We start from the raw sequence: 20,501 nt of genomic DNA on the forward strand, positions 1-20,501 counted from the left end.
TCACTGCATGGAAACGAAGACGTGGATGCCCGGGACACGCCCGGGCATGACGACTGGGATAGGCTAGCGGCTTGATCCAAGGGGTCGAACCGCCGGGGTGAACGAAGAATGGCGTCACTTAAAGACATGCGCGTCCGCATCGCCTCCACCAAGGCGACGCAGAAGATCACCAAGGCCATGCAGATGGTCGCGGCGTCCCGGTTGCGCCGCGCCCAGCAAGCGGCCGAGGCGGCGCGGCCCTATGCCGACAAGATGAGCGCGGTGATCTCCAACATCGCCAGCGCTGCCGCCGGTTCGCCCGGCGCCCCGGTGCTGCTGGCCGGCACCGGCAAGGATCAGGTTCACCTACTGCTGGTCTGCACCGGCGAGCGTGGTCTGTCCGGCGCGTTCAACTCCTCGATCGTGCGCCTCGCGCGCGAGCGCGCCCAGGCGCTGTTGGCGCAGGGCAAGGAAGTCAAATTCTTCTGCGTCGGCCGCAAGGGCTACGAGCAGCTCCGCCGCCTGTACGACAAGCAGATCGTCGAGCATCTCGACCTGCGCGGCGTTCGTCAGCTCGGCTTCGTCAACGCGGACGACATCGCCAAGAAGGTGCTGGCCCGCTTCGATAACGGCGAATTCGACGTCTGCACGCTGTTCTACGCGCAGTTCAAGTCGGTGATCGCCCAGGTCCCGACCGCGCAGCAGATCATTCCGCTGACCGTGGAAGAAAAGGCGGCGACCGCGCCGTCGACGTCCTACGACTATGAGCCGGAGGAAGACGAACTCCTCTCCGGCCTGTTGCCGCGGAACATCGCGGTGCAGATTTTCCGTGCGCTGCTGGAAAACAACGCCTCGTTCTATGGCGCGCAGATGAGCTCCATGGACAACGCCACCCGCAACGCCGGCGAAATGATCCGCAAGCAAACCCAGATCTACAACCGAACCCGTCAAGCCCAGATCACCAAGGAGCTGATCGAGATCATCTCCGGCGCCGAGGCGGTCTGACGCACGAACCAAACGACGGTCGTTCAAGTAAAGAATTTCGAAGGAGAGCTTCATGGCTACAGCAGCTACCCAGGTCGGTCGCGTCACCCAGGTCATGGGCGCCGTCGTCGACGTTCAGTTCGAAGGCCATCTGCCGGCCATTCTGAATTCGTTGGAAACCAGGAACGGCAACATCCGCCTCGTGCTGGAAGTTGCACAGCATCTCGGTGAGTCCACCGTGCGCACGATCGCGATGGACGTGACCGAAGGTCTGGTCCGCGGCCAGGAAGTGACCGACACCGGTCAGCCGATCTCGGTTCCGGTGGGTGCAGGCACGCTCGGGCGCATCATGAACGTGATCGGCGAGCCGATCGACGAAGCCGGTCCGATCCAGTCCGAAGGCATGCGCGCCATCCACCAGGAAGCGCCGAGCTACACCGACCAGTCGACCGAAGCTGAAATTCTCGTCACCGGCATCAAGGTCGTCGACTTGCTCGCGCCCTACGCCAAGGGCGGCAAGATCGGCCTGTTCGGCGGCGCCGGCGTCGGCAAGACCGTGCTGATTCAGGAGCTGATCAACAACGTCGCGAAGGCGCACGGTGGTTACTCCGTGTTCGCCGGCGTCGGCGAGCGTACCCGCGAGGGCAACGACCTCTATCACGAGTTCATCGAGTCCAAGGTCAACGCCGATCCGCATAATCCGGATCCGAGCGTCAAGTCGAAGTGCGCGCTGGTGTTCGGCCAGATGAACGAGCCGCCCGGCGCTCGCGCCCGCGTCGGCCTCACCGGTCTGACCGTCGCCGAGCACTTCCGCGACCAGGGCCAGGACGTGCTGTTCTTCGTCGACAACATCTTCCGCTTCACCCAGGCCGGCTCTGAAGTGTCGGCGCTGCTCGGTCGTATCCCGAGCGCCGTGGGTTACCAGCCGACGCTCGCCACCGACATGGGCGCGCTGCAGGAGCGCATCACCACCACGCAGAAGGGTTCGATCACCTCGGTGCAGGCCATTTACGTTCCGGCCGACGACTTGACCGACCCGGCGCCCGCGACCTCGTTCGCGCATTTGGACGCCACCACGGTGTTGAACCGCGCGATCTCGGAAAAGGGCATCTATCCGGCGGTGGACCCGCTCGACTCGACCTCGCGCATGCTCTCGCCGCTCGTCGTCGGCCAGGAGCACTACGACACCGCGCGTCAGGTCCAGCAGGTGCTGCAGCGCTACAAGTCGCTGCAGGACATCATCGCCATTCTCGGCATGGACGAGCTTTCGGAAGAGGACAAGCTGACGGTGGCCCGCGCCCGCAAGATTGAGCGCTTCCTGTCGCAGCCGTTTCACGTCGCCGAAATCTTCACCGGCTCGCCCGGCAAGTTCGTCGACCTCGCGGACACCATCAAGGGCTTCCGCGGCCTCTGCGAAGGCAAGTACGACCACCTGCCGGAAGCCGCCTTCTACATGGTCGGCACCATCGAAGAGGCGATCGAGAAGGGCAAGAAGCTGGCGGCCGAGGCGGCCTAAGCTGCGAAGGGCGAGCAGGGAGTAGCGAATAGTCGCGCCGCTCCCGCTCCATTCGCAATTCGCTACTCACCATTCGCAGGTTTCCAATGGCCACCTTCCACTTCGATCTCGTCTCGCCGGAAAAGCTCGCCTTCTCGGGCGAGGTCGACCAGGTCGATATCCCCGGCGTCGAAGGTGACTTCGGCGTGCTGGCGGGACACGCGCCGGTCGTGGCCGCGATCCGGCCCGGCATTCTCACCGTGACCACCGGCGGCAAGCACGAGAAGATCATCGTGCTCGGCGGTATCGCCGAAGTCTCCGAGAAGGGCCTGACCGTACTCGCCGACGTCGCGACCTCGCTGGCCGAGCTCGACCGCGCGCAGTTCGCCGCGACCATCTCGGAGATGGAAGAGGGCTTGAAGGAGCACGAAGGCAACGAGCTCGATCAAGCCATCGCCCGGCTCGACCACTTCAAGAGCATCCAGCAGCAGCTCAGCAGCACGGCGATGCACTAAGCCCCGGTGCACTGCGCCGGGGCCCGAACTGAAAATTCCTGAATAAGTTCAGCGCTCGTCACGGGAGTGGCGGGCGCTGAAACTTTGTTGCACGGCGCCGCCGATAGCGCCATTCTGCGCCCGCGAACTTTGTTCCGGGGGCCGACCGCAGATGAAACGCAAGATCGCAGCGATTTTCGCGGCCGATATTGCCGGTTACTCGCGACTGGTTGCGGAAGACGAAGAGGAGACGCTGCGGCGTCTCGCCGCCTATCGCGAGGTCGTCGATGATTTCATTGCCAGGGCGGGCGGACGCATCTTCAACACCGCGGGCGATGCCGTGCTTGCGGAATTTCCAAGCGCAGTCGATGCGGTGCGCTGCGCGATCGACATTCAGGAATCCCTGCGAACCCGCAACATGGCCTATCCGCCGAGCCGGCAGATGTCGTTCCGCATCGGTATCACCATCGGTGACGTGGTCGAGCGCGACGGCGATCTGCTCGGTGACGGCGTCAATATCGCCGCCCGGCTCGAGGGCCTCGCCGAGGTCGGGGGCATCTGCGTCTCCCGCGCCGTGCACGAGCAGGTCGCCAACAAGCTGTCGGTGCAGTTCGCCGATATCGGCGCGCAGGAGGTCAAGAACATCCCGACGCCGGTGCACGCCTACATGGTGGCGATGCGGCGCGGGGACGGTAGCTACGCGACGCCGCAGATCAAGAAGGTGACGAAGGCTGAGGCCGCGCCGAACTGGATGTGGCCGCTGGTGGTCGGTGTCGTCTCCGTCGTCGCCATCGGCGTCGGCGGCTTCCTCTATTTCACCAAGCTCGAGACGACCAGGGCGCCGGCGGTTGCAGTGACCGCGCCAAGCCCAGCATCAAGTCCGATGCCCAACGCGGCTGCGGCAGCAGCGCCAAGCCCGTCATCCACCATGGCGGCGAAAGCGCCGATGCCCATGCCGGCACCATCGGCTTCACCGATGGCCGGCAAGTTTCCTGCCGACAGCGTCCCCTTCATCAACGAGCGCATCCGCAACTACCTGGCCGGCGACTATTCCGCTGCCGGCGACTACAAGGCGTTCGCACTCAATGTCGGCGGGTTCACCGGCGCGTCGTTGAATCAGCCGAACGAGGAAGCCGCGCGCAACGCCGCACTCGATCAGTGCCAGAAGCGCGCCGATGCCGCGCAGTCGCCGCGGCGTTGCGAGCTCTATGCAGTCGGCAACAATGTGGTCTACACGCACGGCAAACCGCCGATGCCGCCGCAACCGTTCGTCCGGCATGATGCCATGACCGAGCGCGCCTTCGCCTCGAAAGACTTTCCGATGGTGCGCGATCCCGCCAAGGTCCGGCTCGAGAACATGTTCGTGCCCGCGGCAAAATCCCGCGCGGTCGCGCTCGGCCCCGGCGGCCAATATTTCATGGTGATGGGCGCATCGTCCACCGACGATGCCGCGCGGCGTTCACTGGAATCGTGCGGTGCGATCGCCGGCGTCGCCTGCCTGGTCGTTGCGGTCGACGAGAATTTCGTCGTGCCGATCCCGACCCTGCTCCGGATCACCGGCTTCTTCCATGCGGCGTCGAACGCCTCGATCATCGCAGATGCGCGCGACGAGGTCGTGCGCAAGCTCGCCGACGGCATGGGCTGGAACGCCGTCGCGGTCGGCACCGCGGGCCGGCCGGGCCTCGGCCTCAAGGCCGCGGACGAGCAGACCGCCGTCAATTCCGCGCTCGCCGACTGCGCCAAGCGCGACAGCGACTGCCACCTCATCGCAATCGGCCCGTTCACGGTGGGACCGATCAACTAGGCTCACGCAAATTTCCGGGCAAAGTTCTCTAATGATTTCAACCCCGTTCTACTGTGCATGGGGTTGTTTTTCGCGTTTTTAGTTCGCGAACGGCGCAAACTGCTGCGCCACTGCGCTGTAGACGTGGCGGCGGAACGGCACCACGACATCGGGGACGCGGTCGAGCCGCTCCCAGCGCCAGGCGTCGAACTCGGCGGGCTGCCCGTTGCGCGGCGTCAGCGGATCGATCTCGTCATCCTTGCCGGTGAAGCGTAACGCGAACCATTTCTGGCGCTGGCCGCGGAATTTCGCCAGTCGATGTGTCTGCGGCCCGTCATATGGCGGGAATTCGTAAGTCAACCAGTCGGTCTCGCCGAGATAGGATGCGCTCTTGACGCTGGTCTCTTCCCAGAGCTCGCGCAGCGCGGCATCGCGCAAATCCTCGCCCTCGTCGACGCCGCCCTGCGGCATCTGCCAGTCCAGACCCGGCAGGATGATCTCGGGTCCGTCGCCCTTGAAGCGGTGCCCGATCAGCACGCGGCCATCGGCATTGAACAGCGCGATTCCGACATTGGGACGGTAGGGTTTTTCAGTGCTCACGCGTGGATCTCTCGTCGTCATTTCAGGCTGTGCATTAGAGCGTTTTCGAGCGAAGTGGATACCGGTTCGCGTCAAGAAAACGCGTCAAAATAAAAAACTAGAGCCCCGTCCCGATTCTATCGGAACGGAACTGGCTCTAGCATCAACCTGGAATGGCGACTTGAACTAATCCTGCGCCAGCGCGGAAAATTCCTTCACCACGCGCTCGTAGACCGGGCGCTTGAACGGGACGATCAGCCCGGTCAGGTTCTTCATCGGCTCCCAGCGCCAGCTCACGAACTCGGCCTTGTGACCGCCGCCGGGCTTTTCGACGTTGATCTCGCTATCCTTGCCGGTGAAGCGGACCGCGAACCATTTCTGGCGCTGACCGCGGTAGCGGCCCTTCCAGGTGCGCCCGGCGACCGTGCGCGGAATGTCGTAAGTGAGCCAGTCCGGAACTTCGCCGAGCCGCTCAACCGAACGCACGCTGGTCTCCTCATAGAGCTCGCGCTTGGCGGCCTCCCAATTGTCCTCGCCGGGATCGACGCCGCCCTGCGGCATCTGCCAGACATGGGTGTCGTCGACATGCTCGATGCCGCCAGCGCGGCGGCCGATGAACACCAGTCCGTCCTTGTTGAGCAACATCACGCCGACGCAGGTCCGGTAGGGCAGATCCTCGTAACGCGCCATTCCGCCAGACCTCTCGCATGCTGTCGGTAAGGCTTAAGCAGGCCCCGCGGGCCTGTACCATACCAATCCGTTGATTTAGCTGGATTTTGATTTCAGCATCGCGGTTGTCAATGGCACCAAAAGGATACCTCGGTCGCCCAATGTCTTGGTCCAGGCGCCGATGCGCTCGATCGAGACCGGGAGGGCGGAGGCGGTGCCCACGGCCACGCCGCGCTCGCGCGCCGCCGCTTCGAGCTTGGTCAGGGCGCGGTCGATCTCGGCCGGGGTCGGCACCGCGTCAATCGCGATATCGCCCTTGCCGAACGGCATCGCCTGGCTGCCGGCCGCTTGCGGCGCGATGCTGCGCGGCGAGGAGCCGTCGTCGAAGAAGCCGAGCCCGCGCTTGGCCGCCTCGCGGATGATCGGCTGCATCGCCGGCTCCGTCGCGATGAAGCGGGCGCCCATGAAATTGGTGAGGCCGGCATAGCCCTGCATCCGGCTCAAATGCCAGTACAGGCGGTCCATGTTCTGGTCGGCACTCAGCGAGGTCAGCAGCGTCTGCGGTCCCGGATCGTTGTCGGGGAAGTCATAGGGCTCCATCGGGATCTGGAGGAAGATCTCGTGGCGCTGGGCGCGGGCGCGCTCGGCGAGTTTTCCTGGATCGGACCCATAGGGCGTGAAGGCCAGCGTCACCGCCGCTGGCAACCGCATGATGGCATCGGTGGTCTTGGCGGCGCCGACGCCGAGGCCGCCGATCAGGATCGCGACCACCGGCATCTTGGCGGCCTTGGCGCGGTCGGCATCCGCCGCATAGACGTTGAACGGCTTCAGATCCCCGGAAACCGCGGGGATCATGCCATAGCGCGATTTCTCAAGAAGTTTTGGGTCGATCCCGGCCATGACGGGCGGCGGTGCGGAGGCCGCCGCCGTCTCGCTTTTGCCGGCGGCATCGCCGCCGATCACCACGTCGTGGCGCATGCCGGTGGAACCGTCGATCATGGTGACGGTCTTCTGCTCGCCCGCCTGCTTCGGTGCGTCCTTGGTCTCTTGCTTGCTTTCCTGCTTGCTGTCCTGGCCATGGCCGGCCGCGGCCGGCTTGTCGTCGCCAGCCTTGTCTGCGGCATTGGGTTCGCGGATCGCGAGCCGTGTCATTGGCTCGCCGCCGAGCGGATCCTTGTTGAAGATGGCGAAGCCGGCAAAGGTGACCAGGAACAGTCCGAGCAGGACCGCGAGCAGCTGCATGGCCGTGAACGGCAGCCGCAGCCGACGTTTCCGGCGCGGCTTGTCCCGTCCGAGCGGGGCGCTCAGATCATCGGCCGTTTCAGTCATGCGCGATCCCGAATCACTCAGCAATGACGATACCACGCCGGGGTCAAGCGGCGGCAGGCCGGGATAGGCCGGGGGATATCAGGAGTTCCAAGCAAAAAGGGCGGCTCCGGGAGCCGCCCTTTTCGTCAGATCGCGATGCGCCGACCTAGTTCGCCGCTTTGGGCTTGTCGGTCGTGGCCTTGTCGCCGCCCGGCGTGGGCGCCGCGGACGCGCTGTTCTTGATGCCGTGGAGCAGATCGTCGGCGAGCTTGAGCGCCTTGTCGTCCTTGGCGTCCGGCGGAACGTAGGACTGCGAGCCGGTCTTCTCGTCGCCGTCGTTCTTGAGATGGCCGCGCAGCGAAGCTTCGCCCTTGGTGTCGGTACGCGACTTCAGCTCGTCCGGCACGTCCTGCAGCACTTCGATGTCGGGCACGATGCCCTTGGCCTGGATCGACTTGCCCGACGGCGTGTAATAGCGCGCCGTGGTCAGACGCAGCGCGCCGTTGCCGGAGCCGAGCGGAATGATGGTCTGCACCGAGCCCTTGCCGAACGAGCGTGTGCCGACGATGGTCGCACGCTTGTGGTCCTGCAGCGCGCCGGCGACGATCTCCGACGCCGAAGCCGAGCCGCCGTTGACCAGCACGATGACCGGCTTGCCCTTGGTGAGGTCGCCCGTATGCGCGGTACGGCGCTGGGTCTCCTCGGCATTGCGGCCGCGGGTCGAGACGATCTCGCCCTTCTCCAGGAAGGAGTCGGAGACGGTGACCGCTTCCTCGAGCAGGCCGCCCGGGTTGTTGCGGAGGTCGATGACGTAGCCCTTCAGCTTGTCGCCGATCTGATTCGAGAGGTTGGCGACCTCGCGCTTCAGGCCTTCGGTGGTTTGCTCGTTGAAGGTGGTGATGCGGATATAGGCGATGTCGTCGGCCTCGACGCGGGCGCGCACCGAACGGACGCGGATGTTGTCGCGCACCAGCGTGACGTCGATCGGATTGTCCTGGCCCTTGCGGATGATCTTCAGCTTGATCTTGGTGTTGACCGGGCCGCGCATCTTCTCGACCGCCTGGTTCAGGGTCAGGCCCTGCACCGCCTCGTCGTCGAGATTGGTGATGATGTCGTTGGCCATGACACCGGCGCGCGAGGCCGGGGTGTCGTCGATCGGCGAGACCACCTTGATCAGGCCGTCTTCCATCGTGACTTCGATGCCGAGGCCGCCGAACTCACCGCGGGTCTGCACCTGCATGTCGCGGAAGCTCTTGGCGTCCATGTAGCTCGAATGCGGATCGAGACCGGTAAGCATGCCGCTGATCGCGGATTCGATCAGCTTGGTGTCGTCGGGCTTCTCGACATAGTCCGAGCGCACGCGCTCGAACACGTCGCCGAACAAATTGAGCTGGCGATAGGTGTCCGCAGTGGCGGCTCGCGCGCTGGAGCCCATGAAGACCGCGCGCGGTTGCGTCACGAACAGCGTCAGCGCCGCACCGGTGGCCGCGCTGAGGAGGATAACTGAAGTCTTGCGCATCATCCGCGAACCTTCTCGCCTTCATTTGCGGCCCACCATGGGCCTGGATCGATTGGAGTGCCGTCTTTGCGGAACTCGACATAGAGCACAGGTTGACTCGCGTTCGTGGCGAGAATGGAGGCGACTTGAGAGGTCGACCCCATGGTCGCGACAGGCTCCCCCGTGAGCACGAATTGTCCGATGTTGACCGAAATGCGCTCCATCCCGGCGATCAGCACATGATACCCGCCCCCGGCATTGAGGATCAAGAGTTGTCCATAGCTGCGGAACGGGCCGGCATAGACCACCCAGCCATCACACGGCGTCGTGACCTGGGAGCCGGGCCGCGTCGCCAGCGAAATGCCCTTCTGGACCCCGCCGAGCCCGTCCGAACCGCCGAAATCCCTGATCTTGTTACCGTTAACCGGCAGAGGCAGGAGGCCCTTGGCCGCGGCGAAGGCCATCGCAGGGGTGGTGCGGGAACGATCCTTGAATGTGCCGGCGCCGGTCTTGGCGCTGGCGGCCGCGTTTGCAGCCGCCTTGGCCTCGGCCTGCTTGGCGGCCTCAGCTGCTTTCTCGGCCGCCTTGGCGGCGCTTTGCAGATCCTGCTCCATCTTGGCGATCAGCCCCTGGAGATCGCCGACCTGTCTTGAGAGCGCAACGGCGCGCGCGTTCTCGGCGTCGAGGTCCTTTTCGCGCGACGCCTGCTGACGCTGCCGTTCGTCGACCAGAGCCGCGAGCCGGGTCTGGTCGTTGCGCACCTTGTCGCGGTCGGAGGCAAGCTGGTCGCGCTCGGTCGCGATGGTCTTGCGCAAGGCCACGAGCTCGCCGAGCTCGCCCGCGATCTTCTCGGCACGGCCGCGCAACTCCGGCACCACGGCACCGAGCAGCATCGCCGTGCGCAGCGATTGCAGGGCATCCTCGGGCCGTACCAGAAGTGCCGGCGGCGTCCGCCTTCCGGCGCGCTGCAAGGCCGCCAGCACCTCGACGATGTCGGCGCGGCGTGAATCGAGCGAGCTGCGCATCGCCTGTTCGCGGCCGTTCAGCGATCGCAGCCGCGCTTCGGCCTCGTCGATCTTGGTCTCGACGGTGCGCACATTGGCGGCGGTGTCGATCAACTGTTGATTGAGCTGGGTGCGGTCCTGGCCGAGCGAGGTGATCTCGGCCTTGAGCTTGGCCTGCGCTTCCTCAGCGCTCTTCTTGCTGGCGCGCGCGGCTTCGAGCTCCTGCTCGCGCTGCTTGATCGCATCGGGCGCTACGGCCGCAGTCTGCGGTGCAGGCGTCTGAGCTTGCGCGAGGCTTGCGCCGGCAACGCCGGCGATCAGCAGCAGGTTGAAAATCGGCGCTCGCATCGCTTTAAGCAAAGGTGCTCGTTGTGGCGCGGATCACGCGCGGTGATAGGGGTGGCCCGCCAGAATGGTGGCGGCCCGATAAAGCTGTTCCAGAAGCATGACGCGGACCATTTGATGCGGCCAGGTCGCAGAGCCGAACGCGATCACGAGCTTGGCCTTACGGCGCAATTCGGGCGAAAGTCCGTCCGCCCCTCCGATCATGAAGATAGTATGACCGGCACCCTCGTCGCGCCAGCGCCCGAGATGCCGTGCGAATACGGTCGAATCCAGATTCTGGCCGCGCTCGTCCAGCGCCACCAGCACCGACTTTTCGGGAATATGGGCGGAGATCGCCGCGGCCTCTTCGGCCATCCGCGTCGCCGTATCGCGCGCGCGGCTTTCGGGCAATTCGTGGATGGCGAGCTCGCGGAATCCGAGCTTGCGGCCGGCCTCGTCGAACCGCTCGAAATAGCGCTCGGCAAGCTCCCGTTCGGGGCCCTGCTTCAGCCGGCCCACCGCAATGACGGCTATGCGCATGATATGTTCAGGGTCGCGTTTTCTGGACCGCGCGCGATCTGCGCGCGCACGACGCTAGCATGCGCGTCAGCCGATTCGAAATCGGCCAGCAGCCTCTCAGATCGCCTTCGCCGCCCCTGGGCCCTGCGTGTACAATCTCTCGAGACTGTAGAACTCGCGGACCTCGGGTCTGAACACGTGCACGATCACATCGCCGGAATCGATCAGCACCCAGTCGCAATTGGGCAAGCCCTCGACGTGGATGTTCTTGATGCCGTTTTCCTTGAGGCCTTTGGCGACGTTCTCCGCGATCGCGCCGACGTGCCGGTTCACCCGGCCGGTGGTGACGATCATGTAGTCGGAGTAGGCCGATTTGCCGCGAAGGTCGATGGTCACAGTCTCTTCCGCCTTCATGTCGTCGAGGCGGGAGAGGATCAGGCTCAGCGTCTTGTCGGCGTCGGGTTGCGCCTTCAAGGCCGCAGCTTTGGTCGATGTTTTACGCGTCGGCTTGGCAACCTTGGGTAAAACAGACTTCGGTGAAGCCGTCTTGGGTGAGGCTGTCTTGGACAATACAGATGTGGTCAGGGACCATTCCTTTCACTGTATCGCGAACGCCGAATCCGGCGCCCACTGGTTACACTACATCATGTGGGGTTAAGGGTTTCAATATGCCAGAGAGCCCGAAGACCGCATGGCGTTCGCACAATCTGACTCACTTCGTACCTTTCCAGCTTCCGTCCGGGTTCCGTAAGCCGGTCGACGAGAGATTCAGCTTCATTCCGGTCAGGAACACCCAGGCTGGCGCGGGCCGGTCCGCGAGCAAGGCGGCCTCATTCTCCGGCATCCGATAGCGCCTGAGCGCCTGGGCGGCGGGAGAGGCGAGGGCGCGAAAACTCTGCGGCGGACGGTCGATGACCGCGATCGGCACCTGGTCGGCGATGCGCCGCCAGTGCTGCCAACGATGGAATTGAGCGAGGTTGTCGGCGCCCATGATCCAGACAAAGCGCAAGCCCGAGAGGCGGCGGCGCAAGGTGTTGATCGTATCGATGGTATAGCGCGTGCGAATGACGGATTCGAGACAGCTCACCTCGATCCTGGGATCGTCGGCCATTTCGCGCGCCGCCTGCATGCGCGCGCCGAGCTCATGCAGCGCGCCGTTCTCCTTCAGCGGATTGCCTGGCGTCACCAGCCACCACACGCGATCGAGCTGGAGTCGTTTCAGCGCGAACTGGCTGATCGCGCGATGGGCCTGGTGCGGCGGGTTGAACGAGCCGCCGAGCAGGCCGATGCGCATGCCCGAGGTATGGGTCGGTATGGCCTGCGCGAAGAAACGTGGCGCGACGAAATTGTTGCTCAATGCCCCGCGCCCTGCGTCGTCTACGGCCGCGTCTGCCCGGTGCCGTGAACGCGATATTTGAAGCTCGTCAGCTGCTCGGCGCCAACCGGGCCGCGGGCGTGGAATCTGCCGGTGGCAATGCCGATCTCGGCACCGAAGCCGAACTCGCCGCCGTCGGCGAACTGCGTCGAGGCGTTGTGCAGCACGATCGCGGAATCGACCTCGCTCAGGAATTTTTTCGCAGCGGTCTCGTCGGCGCTCACGATCGCATCGGTATGGTGCGAACCGTGATTTTGAATATGCGCGATCGCGCCGTCGACGCCGTTCACCACCTTCGCTGCGATGATCGCATCGAGATATTCGGTGTCCCAATCGTCCGCGCTCGCGGGTTTGACGCGCGCATCGATCTTTTGCACGGCGTCGTCGCCACGCACTTCGCAGCCGGCCTCGATTAGCATCTCAACCAGCGGCTTGAGGTTTTTACCGGCTGCGGCGCGATCGACCAGCAGCGTCTCGGCGGCGCCGCAGACGCCGGTGCGGCGCATCTTGGCGTTGAGCACGATCGATTTCGCCATGGCGAGGTCGGCGCTGCCGTCGACGTAAATGTGGTTGACGCCTTCGAGATGCGCGAACACCGGCACGCGCGCTTCCTGCTCGACGCGCGCGACGAGGCTCTTGCCTCCGCGCGGCACGATCACGTCGATGGCGCCATTCAATCCCGACAGCATCTGGCCTACCGCCGCGCGGTCGCGCGTCGGCACCAGCGTGATGGCAGCCTCGGGAAGGCCCGCTTCGCGCAGGCCCTGCACCAGGCAGTCATGGATCGCGCGGCAGGAGCGGAAACTGTCGGAGCCGCCGCGGAGGATCACGGCATTGCCCGACTTCAGGCACAGCACACCGGCGTCCGCCGCAACGTTCGGCCGGCTCTCGAAGATCACGCCGACGACGCCGAGCGGCACGCGCACGCGCTCGATGGTCATGCCGTTCGGCCGTTGCCAGCTCTCGGTGACGATGCCGACGGGATCGGCAATGCCGCGCACGATGCCGATGCCCTCGGCCATGCCCTCCACCCGCGCCGGCGTCAGCGTCAGGCGGTCGATGAAGGACGAGGTGGCGTTGCCGGAGGCGCGGGCCTCGGTGACGTCCTCGGCATTGGCGGCGAGGATCGCAGCTGAATTGTTGCGGATCGCCCGCGCCATGGCCTCGAGCGCCCGGTTCTTCTGCTCCGGCGGCGCCAGCGCCAGCACGCGCGCGGCAGCGCGGGCACGGGTACCGAGATCGGTCATCAGCGCCTGAAGATCGGCATTGCCGTCGACGGCTTTGAGGGGGGCGGCCATGGGAGTTTCAACCTTCTGCTAAGGCAGTGTCCTAGCACGGAAATCCCGCTTTTGCGAAGGGCGGGGCGGGTATGGCTGGTCTCCCGGTGTTGTGCCACCTCGGCCACTGGCCCAGCTCCGACGTCATGGCCGGGCTTGTCCCGGCCATCCACGCCTTGCCGCCAGCAAGAAAGAACGTGGATGCTCGCGATAAGCCCGGGCATGACGGTTTGGGCGTCTGTCGGCCCTTACCCGCCCACCACCAGATCATCCCGGTGGATCATCTCGGACCGCCCGCTGATGCCGAGGATGGCCATGACATCCGGGGAGGAGCGGCCCTTGATCCGCTCGGCATCGTCGGCGTCGTAGGCGATCAGGCCGCGGCCGACCTCGCTGGTGTCGGGGCCGCGCACGATCACGGCGTCGCCGCGGGCGAACTGGCCCTCGACCTTGATCACGCCGGCCGGCAGCAGGCTGGCGCCGGCGCGCAGGGCCGCGACCGCGCCGGCGTCGATCGTCAGCGTACCCTTCGGCTCAAGCGAGCCCGCGATCCAGCGTTTTCGCGAGGTGATGGGATTGGCCGGCGTCAGGAACCAGGTGCAGCGGCCGCCATCGGCGATCGCCTGCAACGGATGCTCGATCTTGCCCGAGGCGATCAGCATATGCGTGCCGCCGGTGGTCGCGATCTTGGCGGCTTCGACCTTGGTGCGCATGCCGCCGCGCGACAGCTCGGACTCGGCGTCGCCTGCCACAGCCTCGATCTCGGAGGAGATGCTGTCGACGACGGGAATGAGCTTGGCGTTCGGGTTGTTCTTCGGCGGGGCGTCGTAGAGCCCGTCGATGTCGGACAGCAGCACCAGCAGGTCGGCGCTCGCCATCGTGGCGACGCGCGCGGCGAGGCGGTCGTTGTCGCCGTAGCGGATCTCGTTGGTGGCGACCGTGTCGTTCTCGTTGATCACGGGGATCGCGCGCCACTCCAGCAGCTTGCCGATAGTGGAGCGCGCGTTGAGATAGCGGCGGCGCTCCTCGGTGTCCTGCAGCGTCACCAGGATCTGGCCGGCGCCGATGCCGTGGGCGCCAAGCACCTCCGACCAGATGCGGGCGAGCGCGATCTGACCGACGGCGGCGGCTGCCTGACTCTCCTCCAGCTTCAGCGGGCCGCGCGGCAATTTCAGGCGGCTGCGGCCGAGCGCGATCGAGCCGGAGGAGACGACGAGCACGTCACGCCCCTCGCGATGCAGCTTGGCCATGTCGTCGGCGAGCGCGGCAAGCCAGGACGCGCGCACCTCGCCCTTGTCGGAATCGACCAGCAGCGCGGAGCCGACCTTGACGACGATGCGGCGGAATTGACTGAGTTCGGGGCTGGCCATGTGTGCAAGTGCTGGCGCGTGTGACGGATTGCTCTGCATCGGACACGGCGGAGCGAGAGCGGCGCCGATGAGGCCCTGCTTTTGCAGCAGGACGATGGCCCGCGCAAGGCGCCGGCATGCTAAAGGATGAACGCCGGGTTGCCCCGGGCGGCCGTCCGGCTCTCATGCTGCCAACCATAACGGTGGAGGAAACCCATGGATCGCCGCAAATTCATGGTCCGGTGTCTGAGCCTGCCGCTGCTGGCGCAGGTGGGAGCGACGCGCGCACAGGCTGGGCTCACCAAGATCATCTTCCCGTTCGCGGCCGGCGCGGGCGGCGACACGCTGTGCCGGCTGATCGCGCAGGAGATGGCGCCGGCACTGCAGCGGACCATCGTGGTCGAGAACCGCACCGGCGGTGACGGCCTGATCGGCATCAAGGCGGTGAAGGGGGGAAGCCCCGACGGCAGCATGGTGCTGGTGACGACCGGACCCACGATGTACCTGCTGCCGATGGTCGAGACGATTCCGAGCTTCGATGCTGCAAAGGATTTCGTCCCGGTCTCGCTGCTGGCGCGCTTTGAATTTGCGCTGGTGATCAGCCCGGCGGTCGACGCTGTGGATTTCAAGTCGTTCGCGGCCTGGCTGAAGGCACATCCGGATAGGACCTCGTTCGGCGTACCCAGCAGCGGCACCATTCCGCATTTCATGGGCTCGAAGCTGGAGAAGGACCTCGGCATTCCCTTGAGCCGCGTGCCCTATCGCGGCAGCGCAGCTATCCTCAACGACCTCGTCGGCGGCCATGTTCCGTTCGGGATCACCACGCTGGCCGACGCGCTTGCGCAGCATCGCGCCAAGGGCGTGAAGATCATCGCGGTGAGCAGCGCGGAACGTTCGCCCTTTGCCTCAGAGGTGCCGACCTTGAAAGAGAGCGGCATCGATCTCGTCGCCGACGCCTGGTACGGCATGTGGCTTCCCGCCGGCAGCTCGCCGGAATTCGCAAGCAAGCTCGGCGCGGCCGCAAGCGCCGCGCTCGCCAAGCCCGAGGTGAAGGAGAAGCTCACCGCGATCGGTCTGATCCCGGTGGGCAGCAGCGCGGAAGGTCTGACCAAGGAGCTCGCCGCCAACACCGCGTTCTGGCAGCCGGTCGTGAAGGCGACGGGGTACAAGATCGAGAATTAGTTTCTGTTTGCGCTCCGCTCTCCGCCGTCATGGCCGGGCTTGTCCCGGCCATCCACGTGCACCGCCACCTAACGCAAGACGTGGATGCCCGGGTCAAGCCCGGGCATGACGAGCTGAGAGAGGCTCTTTCCGCTCACTCACAGCTTCGCGCGCTGCGCGATCCCGTCCTTGATCGACGCCAGCTCCGCTTCGTCCCAAACACCGATCAAAATCCCGCCCTTCACCTGGAGCTGGTTGTCGGCATAGGCGGCGATCTTCTCGCGCGGCGTCGTGATGTGGTCGTTGGGATGCAGCGCCCAGTCGAACAGCTCGGCCTGCAGTCGAGCGATGACGCCGGCGCACTCGGGATCGTCGCCGCGATCCAGAAACTCTTCCGGATCGGTTTCGAGGTCGTACAGCATCGGGCGGAAGCCTGAGGCGTGGATGTATTTCCAGCGGCCGTCGAACACCATGAACAGGCGACAGCGTTCGATCGGCTGATTCAGCTTCAGCCGCACGTCCTGCATGACATAGTCGTATTCGGAGAACGCCACCTTGCGCCAATCCGGCGGACTCTCGCCGCGCAGCAGCGGCAGCAGCGAGCGTCCCTCGAGGATATGGCCCGGCACCTTGCCGCCGAAATAGTCGACGAAGGTCGGCGCGAGATCGATGGCTTCGACCAGCGCATCGTTGCGCGTGCCACGCGTCGCATCCGCCTCCTTCGAGGGATCGATGATGATGAGCGGGATCTTCGCCGACTGCTCGTGGAACAGATCCTTCTCGCCCATCCAGTGATCGCCGAGATAGTCGCCGTGATCGGAGGTGAACACGATCATGGTGGTGTCCAGCAGGTCGCGCTCCTCCAGGAACTTCATCAGCACGCCCATCTGGGCGTCGATCTGGGTGATCAGGCCCATATAGGTCGGGATCACCTTCTCGCGGGCATCGTCGCGCGCCATGTTGCGGGAGTAGCGCATGTCCATATAGGCGCCGAACACCGGATGCGGGTTCTGCCGCTCGCGCTCGGAGCGGATCACCGGGATCATGTCCGATGTCGAATACATGCTGGCGTAGGGTTCGGGCGCGATGTAGGGCCAGTGCGGCTTGATGTAGGACAGATGCAGGCACCACGGCCTGCCGTCGGTCTCGGCCTCGCCGATGAAATCCATGGCGCGTCGCGTCATGTAGGGCGTCTCGGAATGCTCGTCCGGCACGCGCGCGGCCTTGTCGGCATGCACGAGCAGCCAGCCGTTCTGGAGCGAGCCGTCCTCGGCCGCGCCTGAATTGGCCCAATGCTCCCAGGGATTGGGCGCATCAAAGCCCTGCTGGCGCAGATATTCGTCGTATTTCGGACGCGGCCGCCCCGTGGGATGCAGGCCGTCGTCACGCTCATAGGGCTCAAACCCGCATTCGGCGACGTGCACGCCGATCATCGATTCCGGCGGGATGCCGAGCGCCTTCATGCCTTCGAGATCGGGCGCCATGTGGGTCTTGCCGACCAGCACGTTGCGCACGCCGAGCTTCTTGAGGTGATCGCCGAGGGTGGGCTCGCCGACCCGCAACGGCCAGCCGTTCCAGTGCGAGCCGTGCGAGCGCATGTAGCGCCCGGTGTAGAACGACATCCGCGAGGGGCCGCAGATCGGCGACTGCACATAGGCCTTGCTGAAGAGCACGCCGCGCTTCGCCATGGCGTCGATGTTCGGTGTCTTCAGCGTGGGATGGCCGGTGCAGCCGAGATAGTCATAGCGAAGCTGGTCGCACATGATCCAGAGAACGTTCTTCGCGCGCGCCATGCGTGATCCCTGCCGTTTCTTGATTGTGGGATGCTGCGCTATCGAGGGCGCGAAGACAAGCTATCAGCGATGCACGCGTCTGCGGCCGTACACTCCATCGTCGTCCCGGCCTTCGCCGGGACGACGAAAAATCAAACCGACCACGGCTCCGCTTCGGCCGCGCTCTTCGCTTTCGCAGACACCGGGCTCTCGCCGATCACATCCGCAAGAGCGCGCAACGCTTCCTGCACGCCGTCACCGGTGACGGCGGAGAGCAGCAGCGGCGTCTTCTTGGCGGCGCGCTTCAGCCGCTCCTTCTGCTTCTTCAACTCGTCCGGCTCGACCGCGTCGATCTTGTTCAGCGCGACGATCTCGATCTTGTCGGTGAGCTGCCCGGCATAGGCGTCCAGCTCCGTTCGCACCGTCTTGTAGGCCTTGCCGGCGTGTTCGCAGGTCGCATCGATGAGATGAAGCAGCACGCGGCAGCGCTCGACATGGGCGAGGAAGCGGTCGCCGAGACCGACGCCTTCATGCGCGCCTTCGATCAGGCCGGGGATGTCCGCCAACACGAATTCGCGGCCGTCGGCATTCACGACGCCGAGCTGCGGATGCAGCGTGGTGAAGGGATAGTCGGCGATCTTCGGCTTGGCCGCGCTGACCTTGGCGAGGAAGGTCGATTTGCCGGCATTGGGCAGGCCGACGAGGCCGGCATCCGCGATCAGCTTCAGCCGCAGCCAGATCCAGCGCTCCTCGCCGGGCTGGCCCGGATTGGCATTGCGCGGCGCGCGATTGGTCGAGGTCTTGAAATGGGCGTTGCCGAAGCCGCCATTGCCGCCCTCGGCCAGCACGAACTTTTCGCCGACAGTGGTGAAGTCGTGGATCATGGTCTCGCGATCTTCATCGAAGATCTGCGTGCCGATGGGGACCTTCAGCACGATCGACTTGCCGTTGGCGCCATGGCGGTCCGAGCCCGAGCCGTTCTCGCCCTTCTGGGCCTTGAAGTGCTGCTGGTAACGATAGTCGATCAGCGTGTTCAGCCCGTCGGCGACCTCGATGATGACATTGCCGCCGCGGCCACCATTGCCGCCGGAGGGGCCGCCGAATTCAATGAATTTTTCGCGGCGGAACGCCACGCAGCCGTTTCCGCCGTCGCCGGAGCGGATATAGACCTTTGCTTCGTCTAGGAATTTCATGGGCCATAGGTAGGCCAGCCGGTCCCGCGCGGCAACCCGGATGGACCCGCAAATCGGCCGAAACCCGGCGATTTGTGGCCTTGCTTAACCAGCTGGCCGGCGCCGGATCAGGAATTTCTGCGTGCCCTCCAGCACCAGCTCCTTGCGCTGGTTGAACACGGTGCTTTTGAGCGTCACCGCGCCGGTCGAGCGTCCCGGCACCAGCTCGATGACCTCGAGCGCGGGATAGATTGTGTCGTCGGCGAAGACAGGTTTGAGGAACCGGCTGGATTGCTCGAGGAAGCCGACCAGGGAGTCCTCGACCATGAACGGAAACAGGCCGGCGCCGGGTGCGGTGTGGATCAGCGTCTGGAAACCGTGGGCGAGCAGATGCGGCATGCCGCGGCAGCGGCAATACTCCACATCGTAATGCACCGGATGGGTGTCGCCGCTCGCGGTCTGGAACGCCGCGAACACGGCCGTGGTCTGCGTGCGGCTCGGCAGCACGAAGCGCTCGCCGACCACGAAATCCTCAAACCAGCGTTGCGCGGGGATCATGCGATGCCGGGCCGGGTCGAAGTCGGTCATGGCTAAGCTCTTTCCTGGCTCTCTTGTGAGACACCTGTCGCTACCGCGACGCGGAGAGTGCGACAATCCGTTCAATTCGTCCAACGCGGGCTTGTCGTGACGGCCTGCGTCATTACAACGGCGCTCAATGCCCCTGTTCAAGAATCTCTCGGCCTATGACGAACGCTCGGCGCGCCTTGCCGGGATTGCGCTCATGGTGCTGTCGATCTTCATGTTCTCGTTCGGCGATGCCATGGGCAAGTTCCTGGTCGGGACTTATTCGGTGGGGCAGCTGCTGTTCCTGCGCGCCTGCGCGGCGCTGCTGCTGCTGTCGCCGCTGGTCTGGCGGCAGCGTCACCAGTTCCTGCAGCTGGAGCGGCCGGGCCTCCAGCTCTTTCGTGTGGTGCTGTCAACGCTGGAAGTGGCGGCCTTCTTCCTTGCGACGGTCTACCTGCCGCTCGCCGACGTCATCACCTATTATCTCGCCGGGCCCATTTTCGTCACGGCGATGTCGGCGATCTTTCTCGGCGAGAAGGTCGGCTGGCGGCGCTGGACGGCGATCCTGATCGGCTTCTGCGGCGTGCTGATCGCGCTGCGGCCGTCGGCACAGACGGTGAGCCTGCCGGCGCTGATTGCGCTTGGCGGCAGCCTGTCCTTCGCAACGCTGATGCTGATCACCCGCAGCCTGCGCAAGACGCCCGATATCGTGATGGCGTCCTCGCAATTCGTCGGCACGTTCTCGCTGGGCGCTGTGCTGTCGGCATTCCACTGGGTGCCGCCGACGCCTGGCAGCCTCGTGATCTTCGCGCTGGCGGGATGCGTCTCGGTCACCGCGCTGTTCTGCGTCAACCGCTCGCTCAAGCTCGCGCCGGCCAGCGTCGTCGTGCCCTATCAATATTCGATGATCGTCTGGGCGGTGATCTTCGGCTTCGTCGTGTTCGGCGACGTGCCCGAAATCGCCACCATCGTCGGCGCCGCCATCATCATCGGCGCCGGGTTCTATATTTACTTGCGTGAGCGCGATCTCGGGCGGGGCGACGCGGATGTGAATCCGCCGGCGTAATCACAGGCATCGGTGTCGTCCCGGCGGAGGCCGGGACCCATACCCACAGGGTGCAGTTTTGCGAAGACTCGGAGTGGGCACTTCGCCCCACACTCCTCCCTGGGGTTATGGGTCCCGGCCTTCGCCGGG

At 65.1% G+C, this 20,501-nt stretch carries 19 protein-coding genes; 6 read left to right on the forward strand and 13 right to left on the reverse strand.

All coding sequences use genetic code 11. From position 1 onward, the window contains the following. The first annotated feature begins 108 nt into the window (after window positions 1-108). From BcanWU425_RS01950 to BcanWU425_RS01965, 4 genes are all read left to right on the forward strand, one after another. Window positions 109-984, forward strand: coding sequence for a F0F1 ATP synthase subunit gamma (locus BcanWU425_RS01950; protein WP_026233891.1), 876 nt, complete (start codon window positions 109-111; stop codon window positions 982-984). 52 nt (window positions 985-1,036) lie between these two features. Beyond that, window positions 1,037-2,479 carry a F0F1 ATP synthase subunit beta gene (gene atpD, locus BcanWU425_RS01955; protein ID WP_007598896.1) on the forward strand — a complete coding sequence of 481 codons (1,443 nt, stop codon included), beginning with the start codon at window positions 1,037-1,039 and terminating at the stop codon, window positions 2,477-2,479. A gap of 86 nt (window positions 2,480-2,565) precedes the next feature. Beyond that, on the forward strand, window positions 2,566-2,973 hold the full coding sequence (locus BcanWU425_RS01960; RefSeq protein WP_018459845.1) for a F0F1 ATP synthase subunit epsilon: 408 nt from the start codon (window positions 2,566-2,568) through the stop codon (window positions 2,971-2,973). A gap of 151 nt (window positions 2,974-3,124) precedes the next feature. Beyond that, complete coding sequence (locus BcanWU425_RS01965) at window positions 3,125-4,756, forward strand: adenylate/guanylate cyclase domain-containing protein (protein WP_018459846.1); 1,632 nt, start codon at window positions 3,125-3,127, stop codon at window positions 4,754-4,756. Between the two features lie 78 nt (window positions 4,757-4,834). On the opposite strand, the gene BcanWU425_RS01970 is transcribed toward BcanWU425_RS01965, so the two are convergent. The 10 genes from BcanWU425_RS01970 to proB form a co-directional block, all read right to left on the reverse strand. Then, window positions 4,835-5,335, reverse strand: coding sequence for an RNA pyrophosphohydrolase (locus BcanWU425_RS01970; protein WP_018459847.1), 501 nt, complete (start codon window positions 5,333-5,335; stop codon window positions 4,835-4,837). Between the two features lie 165 nt (window positions 5,336-5,500). After that, window positions 5,501-6,004, reverse strand: a complete 504-nt coding sequence (locus tag BcanWU425_RS01975) for an RNA pyrophosphohydrolase (protein WP_018459848.1) — start codon at window positions 6,002-6,004, stop codon at window positions 5,501-5,503. A 75-nt stretch (window positions 6,005-6,079) separates the two neighbouring features. Further along, complete coding sequence (locus BcanWU425_RS01980; protein ID WP_018459849.1) at window positions 6,080-7,312, reverse strand: divergent polysaccharide deacetylase family protein; 1,233 nt, start codon at window positions 7,310-7,312, stop codon at window positions 6,080-6,082. A gap of 145 nt (window positions 7,313-7,457) precedes the next feature. Beyond that, the gene (locus BcanWU425_RS01985) at window positions 7,458-8,813 is read right to left on the reverse strand and encodes a S41 family peptidase (protein ID WP_018459850.1); all 1,356 of its coding nucleotides are present in this window, start codon (window positions 8,811-8,813) and stop codon (window positions 7,458-7,460) included. Then, complete coding sequence (locus BcanWU425_RS01990; RefSeq protein WP_204512857.1) at window positions 8,810-10,141, reverse strand: murein hydrolase activator EnvC family protein; 1,332 nt, start codon at window positions 10,139-10,141, stop codon at window positions 8,810-8,812. Before BcanWU425_RS01990 ends, BcanWU425_RS01985 begins: the two co-directional genes overlap by 4 nt. A gap of 33 nt (window positions 10,142-10,174) precedes the next feature. Beyond that, the gene (rlmH, locus tag BcanWU425_RS01995) at window positions 10,175-10,657 is read right to left on the reverse strand and encodes a 23S rRNA (pseudouridine(1915)-N(3))-methyltransferase RlmH (protein WP_018459852.1); all 483 of its coding nucleotides are present in this window, start codon (window positions 10,655-10,657) and stop codon (window positions 10,175-10,177) included. Between the two features lie 96 nt (window positions 10,658-10,753). Further along, window positions 10,754-11,110, reverse strand: a complete 357-nt coding sequence (rsfS, locus tag BcanWU425_RS02000; protein WP_007598906.1) for a ribosome silencing factor — start codon at window positions 11,108-11,110, stop codon at window positions 10,754-10,756. Between the two features lie 238 nt (window positions 11,111-11,348). Next, a complete protein-coding gene (locus BcanWU425_RS02005; protein WP_026233892.1) occupies window positions 11,349-11,993 on the reverse strand; it encodes a nicotinate-nucleotide adenylyltransferase in 645 nt (214 codons plus the stop codon). A gap of 20 nt (window positions 11,994-12,013) precedes the next feature. After that, the gene (locus tag BcanWU425_RS02010; protein WP_204512856.1) at window positions 12,014-13,309 is read right to left on the reverse strand and encodes a glutamate-5-semialdehyde dehydrogenase; all 1,296 of its coding nucleotides are present in this window, start codon (window positions 13,307-13,309) and stop codon (window positions 12,014-12,016) included. Between the two features lie 227 nt (window positions 13,310-13,536). After that, window positions 13,537-14,658, reverse strand: coding sequence for a glutamate 5-kinase (proB, locus tag BcanWU425_RS02015; protein WP_085348678.1), 1,122 nt, complete (start codon window positions 14,656-14,658; stop codon window positions 13,537-13,539). Between the two features lie 195 nt (window positions 14,659-14,853). Between proB and BcanWU425_RS02020 the strand changes: the two genes are divergently transcribed. Further along, complete coding sequence (locus tag BcanWU425_RS02020) at window positions 14,854-15,819, forward strand: Bug family tripartite tricarboxylate transporter substrate binding protein (protein WP_018459857.1); 966 nt, start codon at window positions 14,854-14,856, stop codon at window positions 15,817-15,819. 137 nt (window positions 15,820-15,956) lie between these two features. On the opposite strand, the gene BcanWU425_RS02025 is transcribed toward BcanWU425_RS02020, so the two are convergent. The 3 genes from BcanWU425_RS02025 to BcanWU425_RS02035 all read right to left on the reverse strand — a co-directional run bounded on the left by BcanWU425_RS02025 (window position 15,957) and on the right by BcanWU425_RS02035 (window position 19,330). Beyond that, window positions 15,957-17,591: an alkaline phosphatase family protein gene (locus tag BcanWU425_RS02025; RefSeq protein ID WP_085348677.1), complete on the reverse strand. Its 1,635-nt coding sequence runs from the start codon at window positions 17,589-17,591 to the stop codon at window positions 15,957-15,959. Window positions 17,592-17,722: 131 nt separating this feature from the next. Continuing rightward, complete coding sequence (obgE, locus tag BcanWU425_RS02030; protein ID WP_085348676.1) at window positions 17,723-18,763, reverse strand: GTPase ObgE; 1,041 nt, start codon at window positions 18,761-18,763, stop codon at window positions 17,723-17,725. Between the two features lie 84 nt (window positions 18,764-18,847). Beyond that, window positions 18,848-19,330 carry a MaoC family dehydratase gene (locus BcanWU425_RS02035; protein WP_204512855.1) on the reverse strand — a complete coding sequence of 161 codons (483 nt, stop codon included), beginning with the start codon at window positions 19,328-19,330 and terminating at the stop codon, window positions 18,848-18,850. A 127-nt stretch (window positions 19,331-19,457) separates the two neighbouring features. Between BcanWU425_RS02035 and BcanWU425_RS02040 the strand changes: the two genes are divergently transcribed. After that, complete coding sequence (locus BcanWU425_RS02040) at window positions 19,458-20,372, forward strand: DMT family transporter (protein WP_204512854.1); 915 nt, start codon at window positions 19,458-19,460, stop codon at window positions 20,370-20,372. The last annotated feature ends 129 nt before the right edge of the window (window positions 20,373-20,501 follow it).

The sequence above is a fragment of the Bradyrhizobium sp. WU425 genome, assembly GCF_021052305.1.
GTDB lineage: Bacteria > Pseudomonadota > Alphaproteobacteria > Rhizobiales > Xanthobacteraceae > Bradyrhizobium > Bradyrhizobium canariense_D.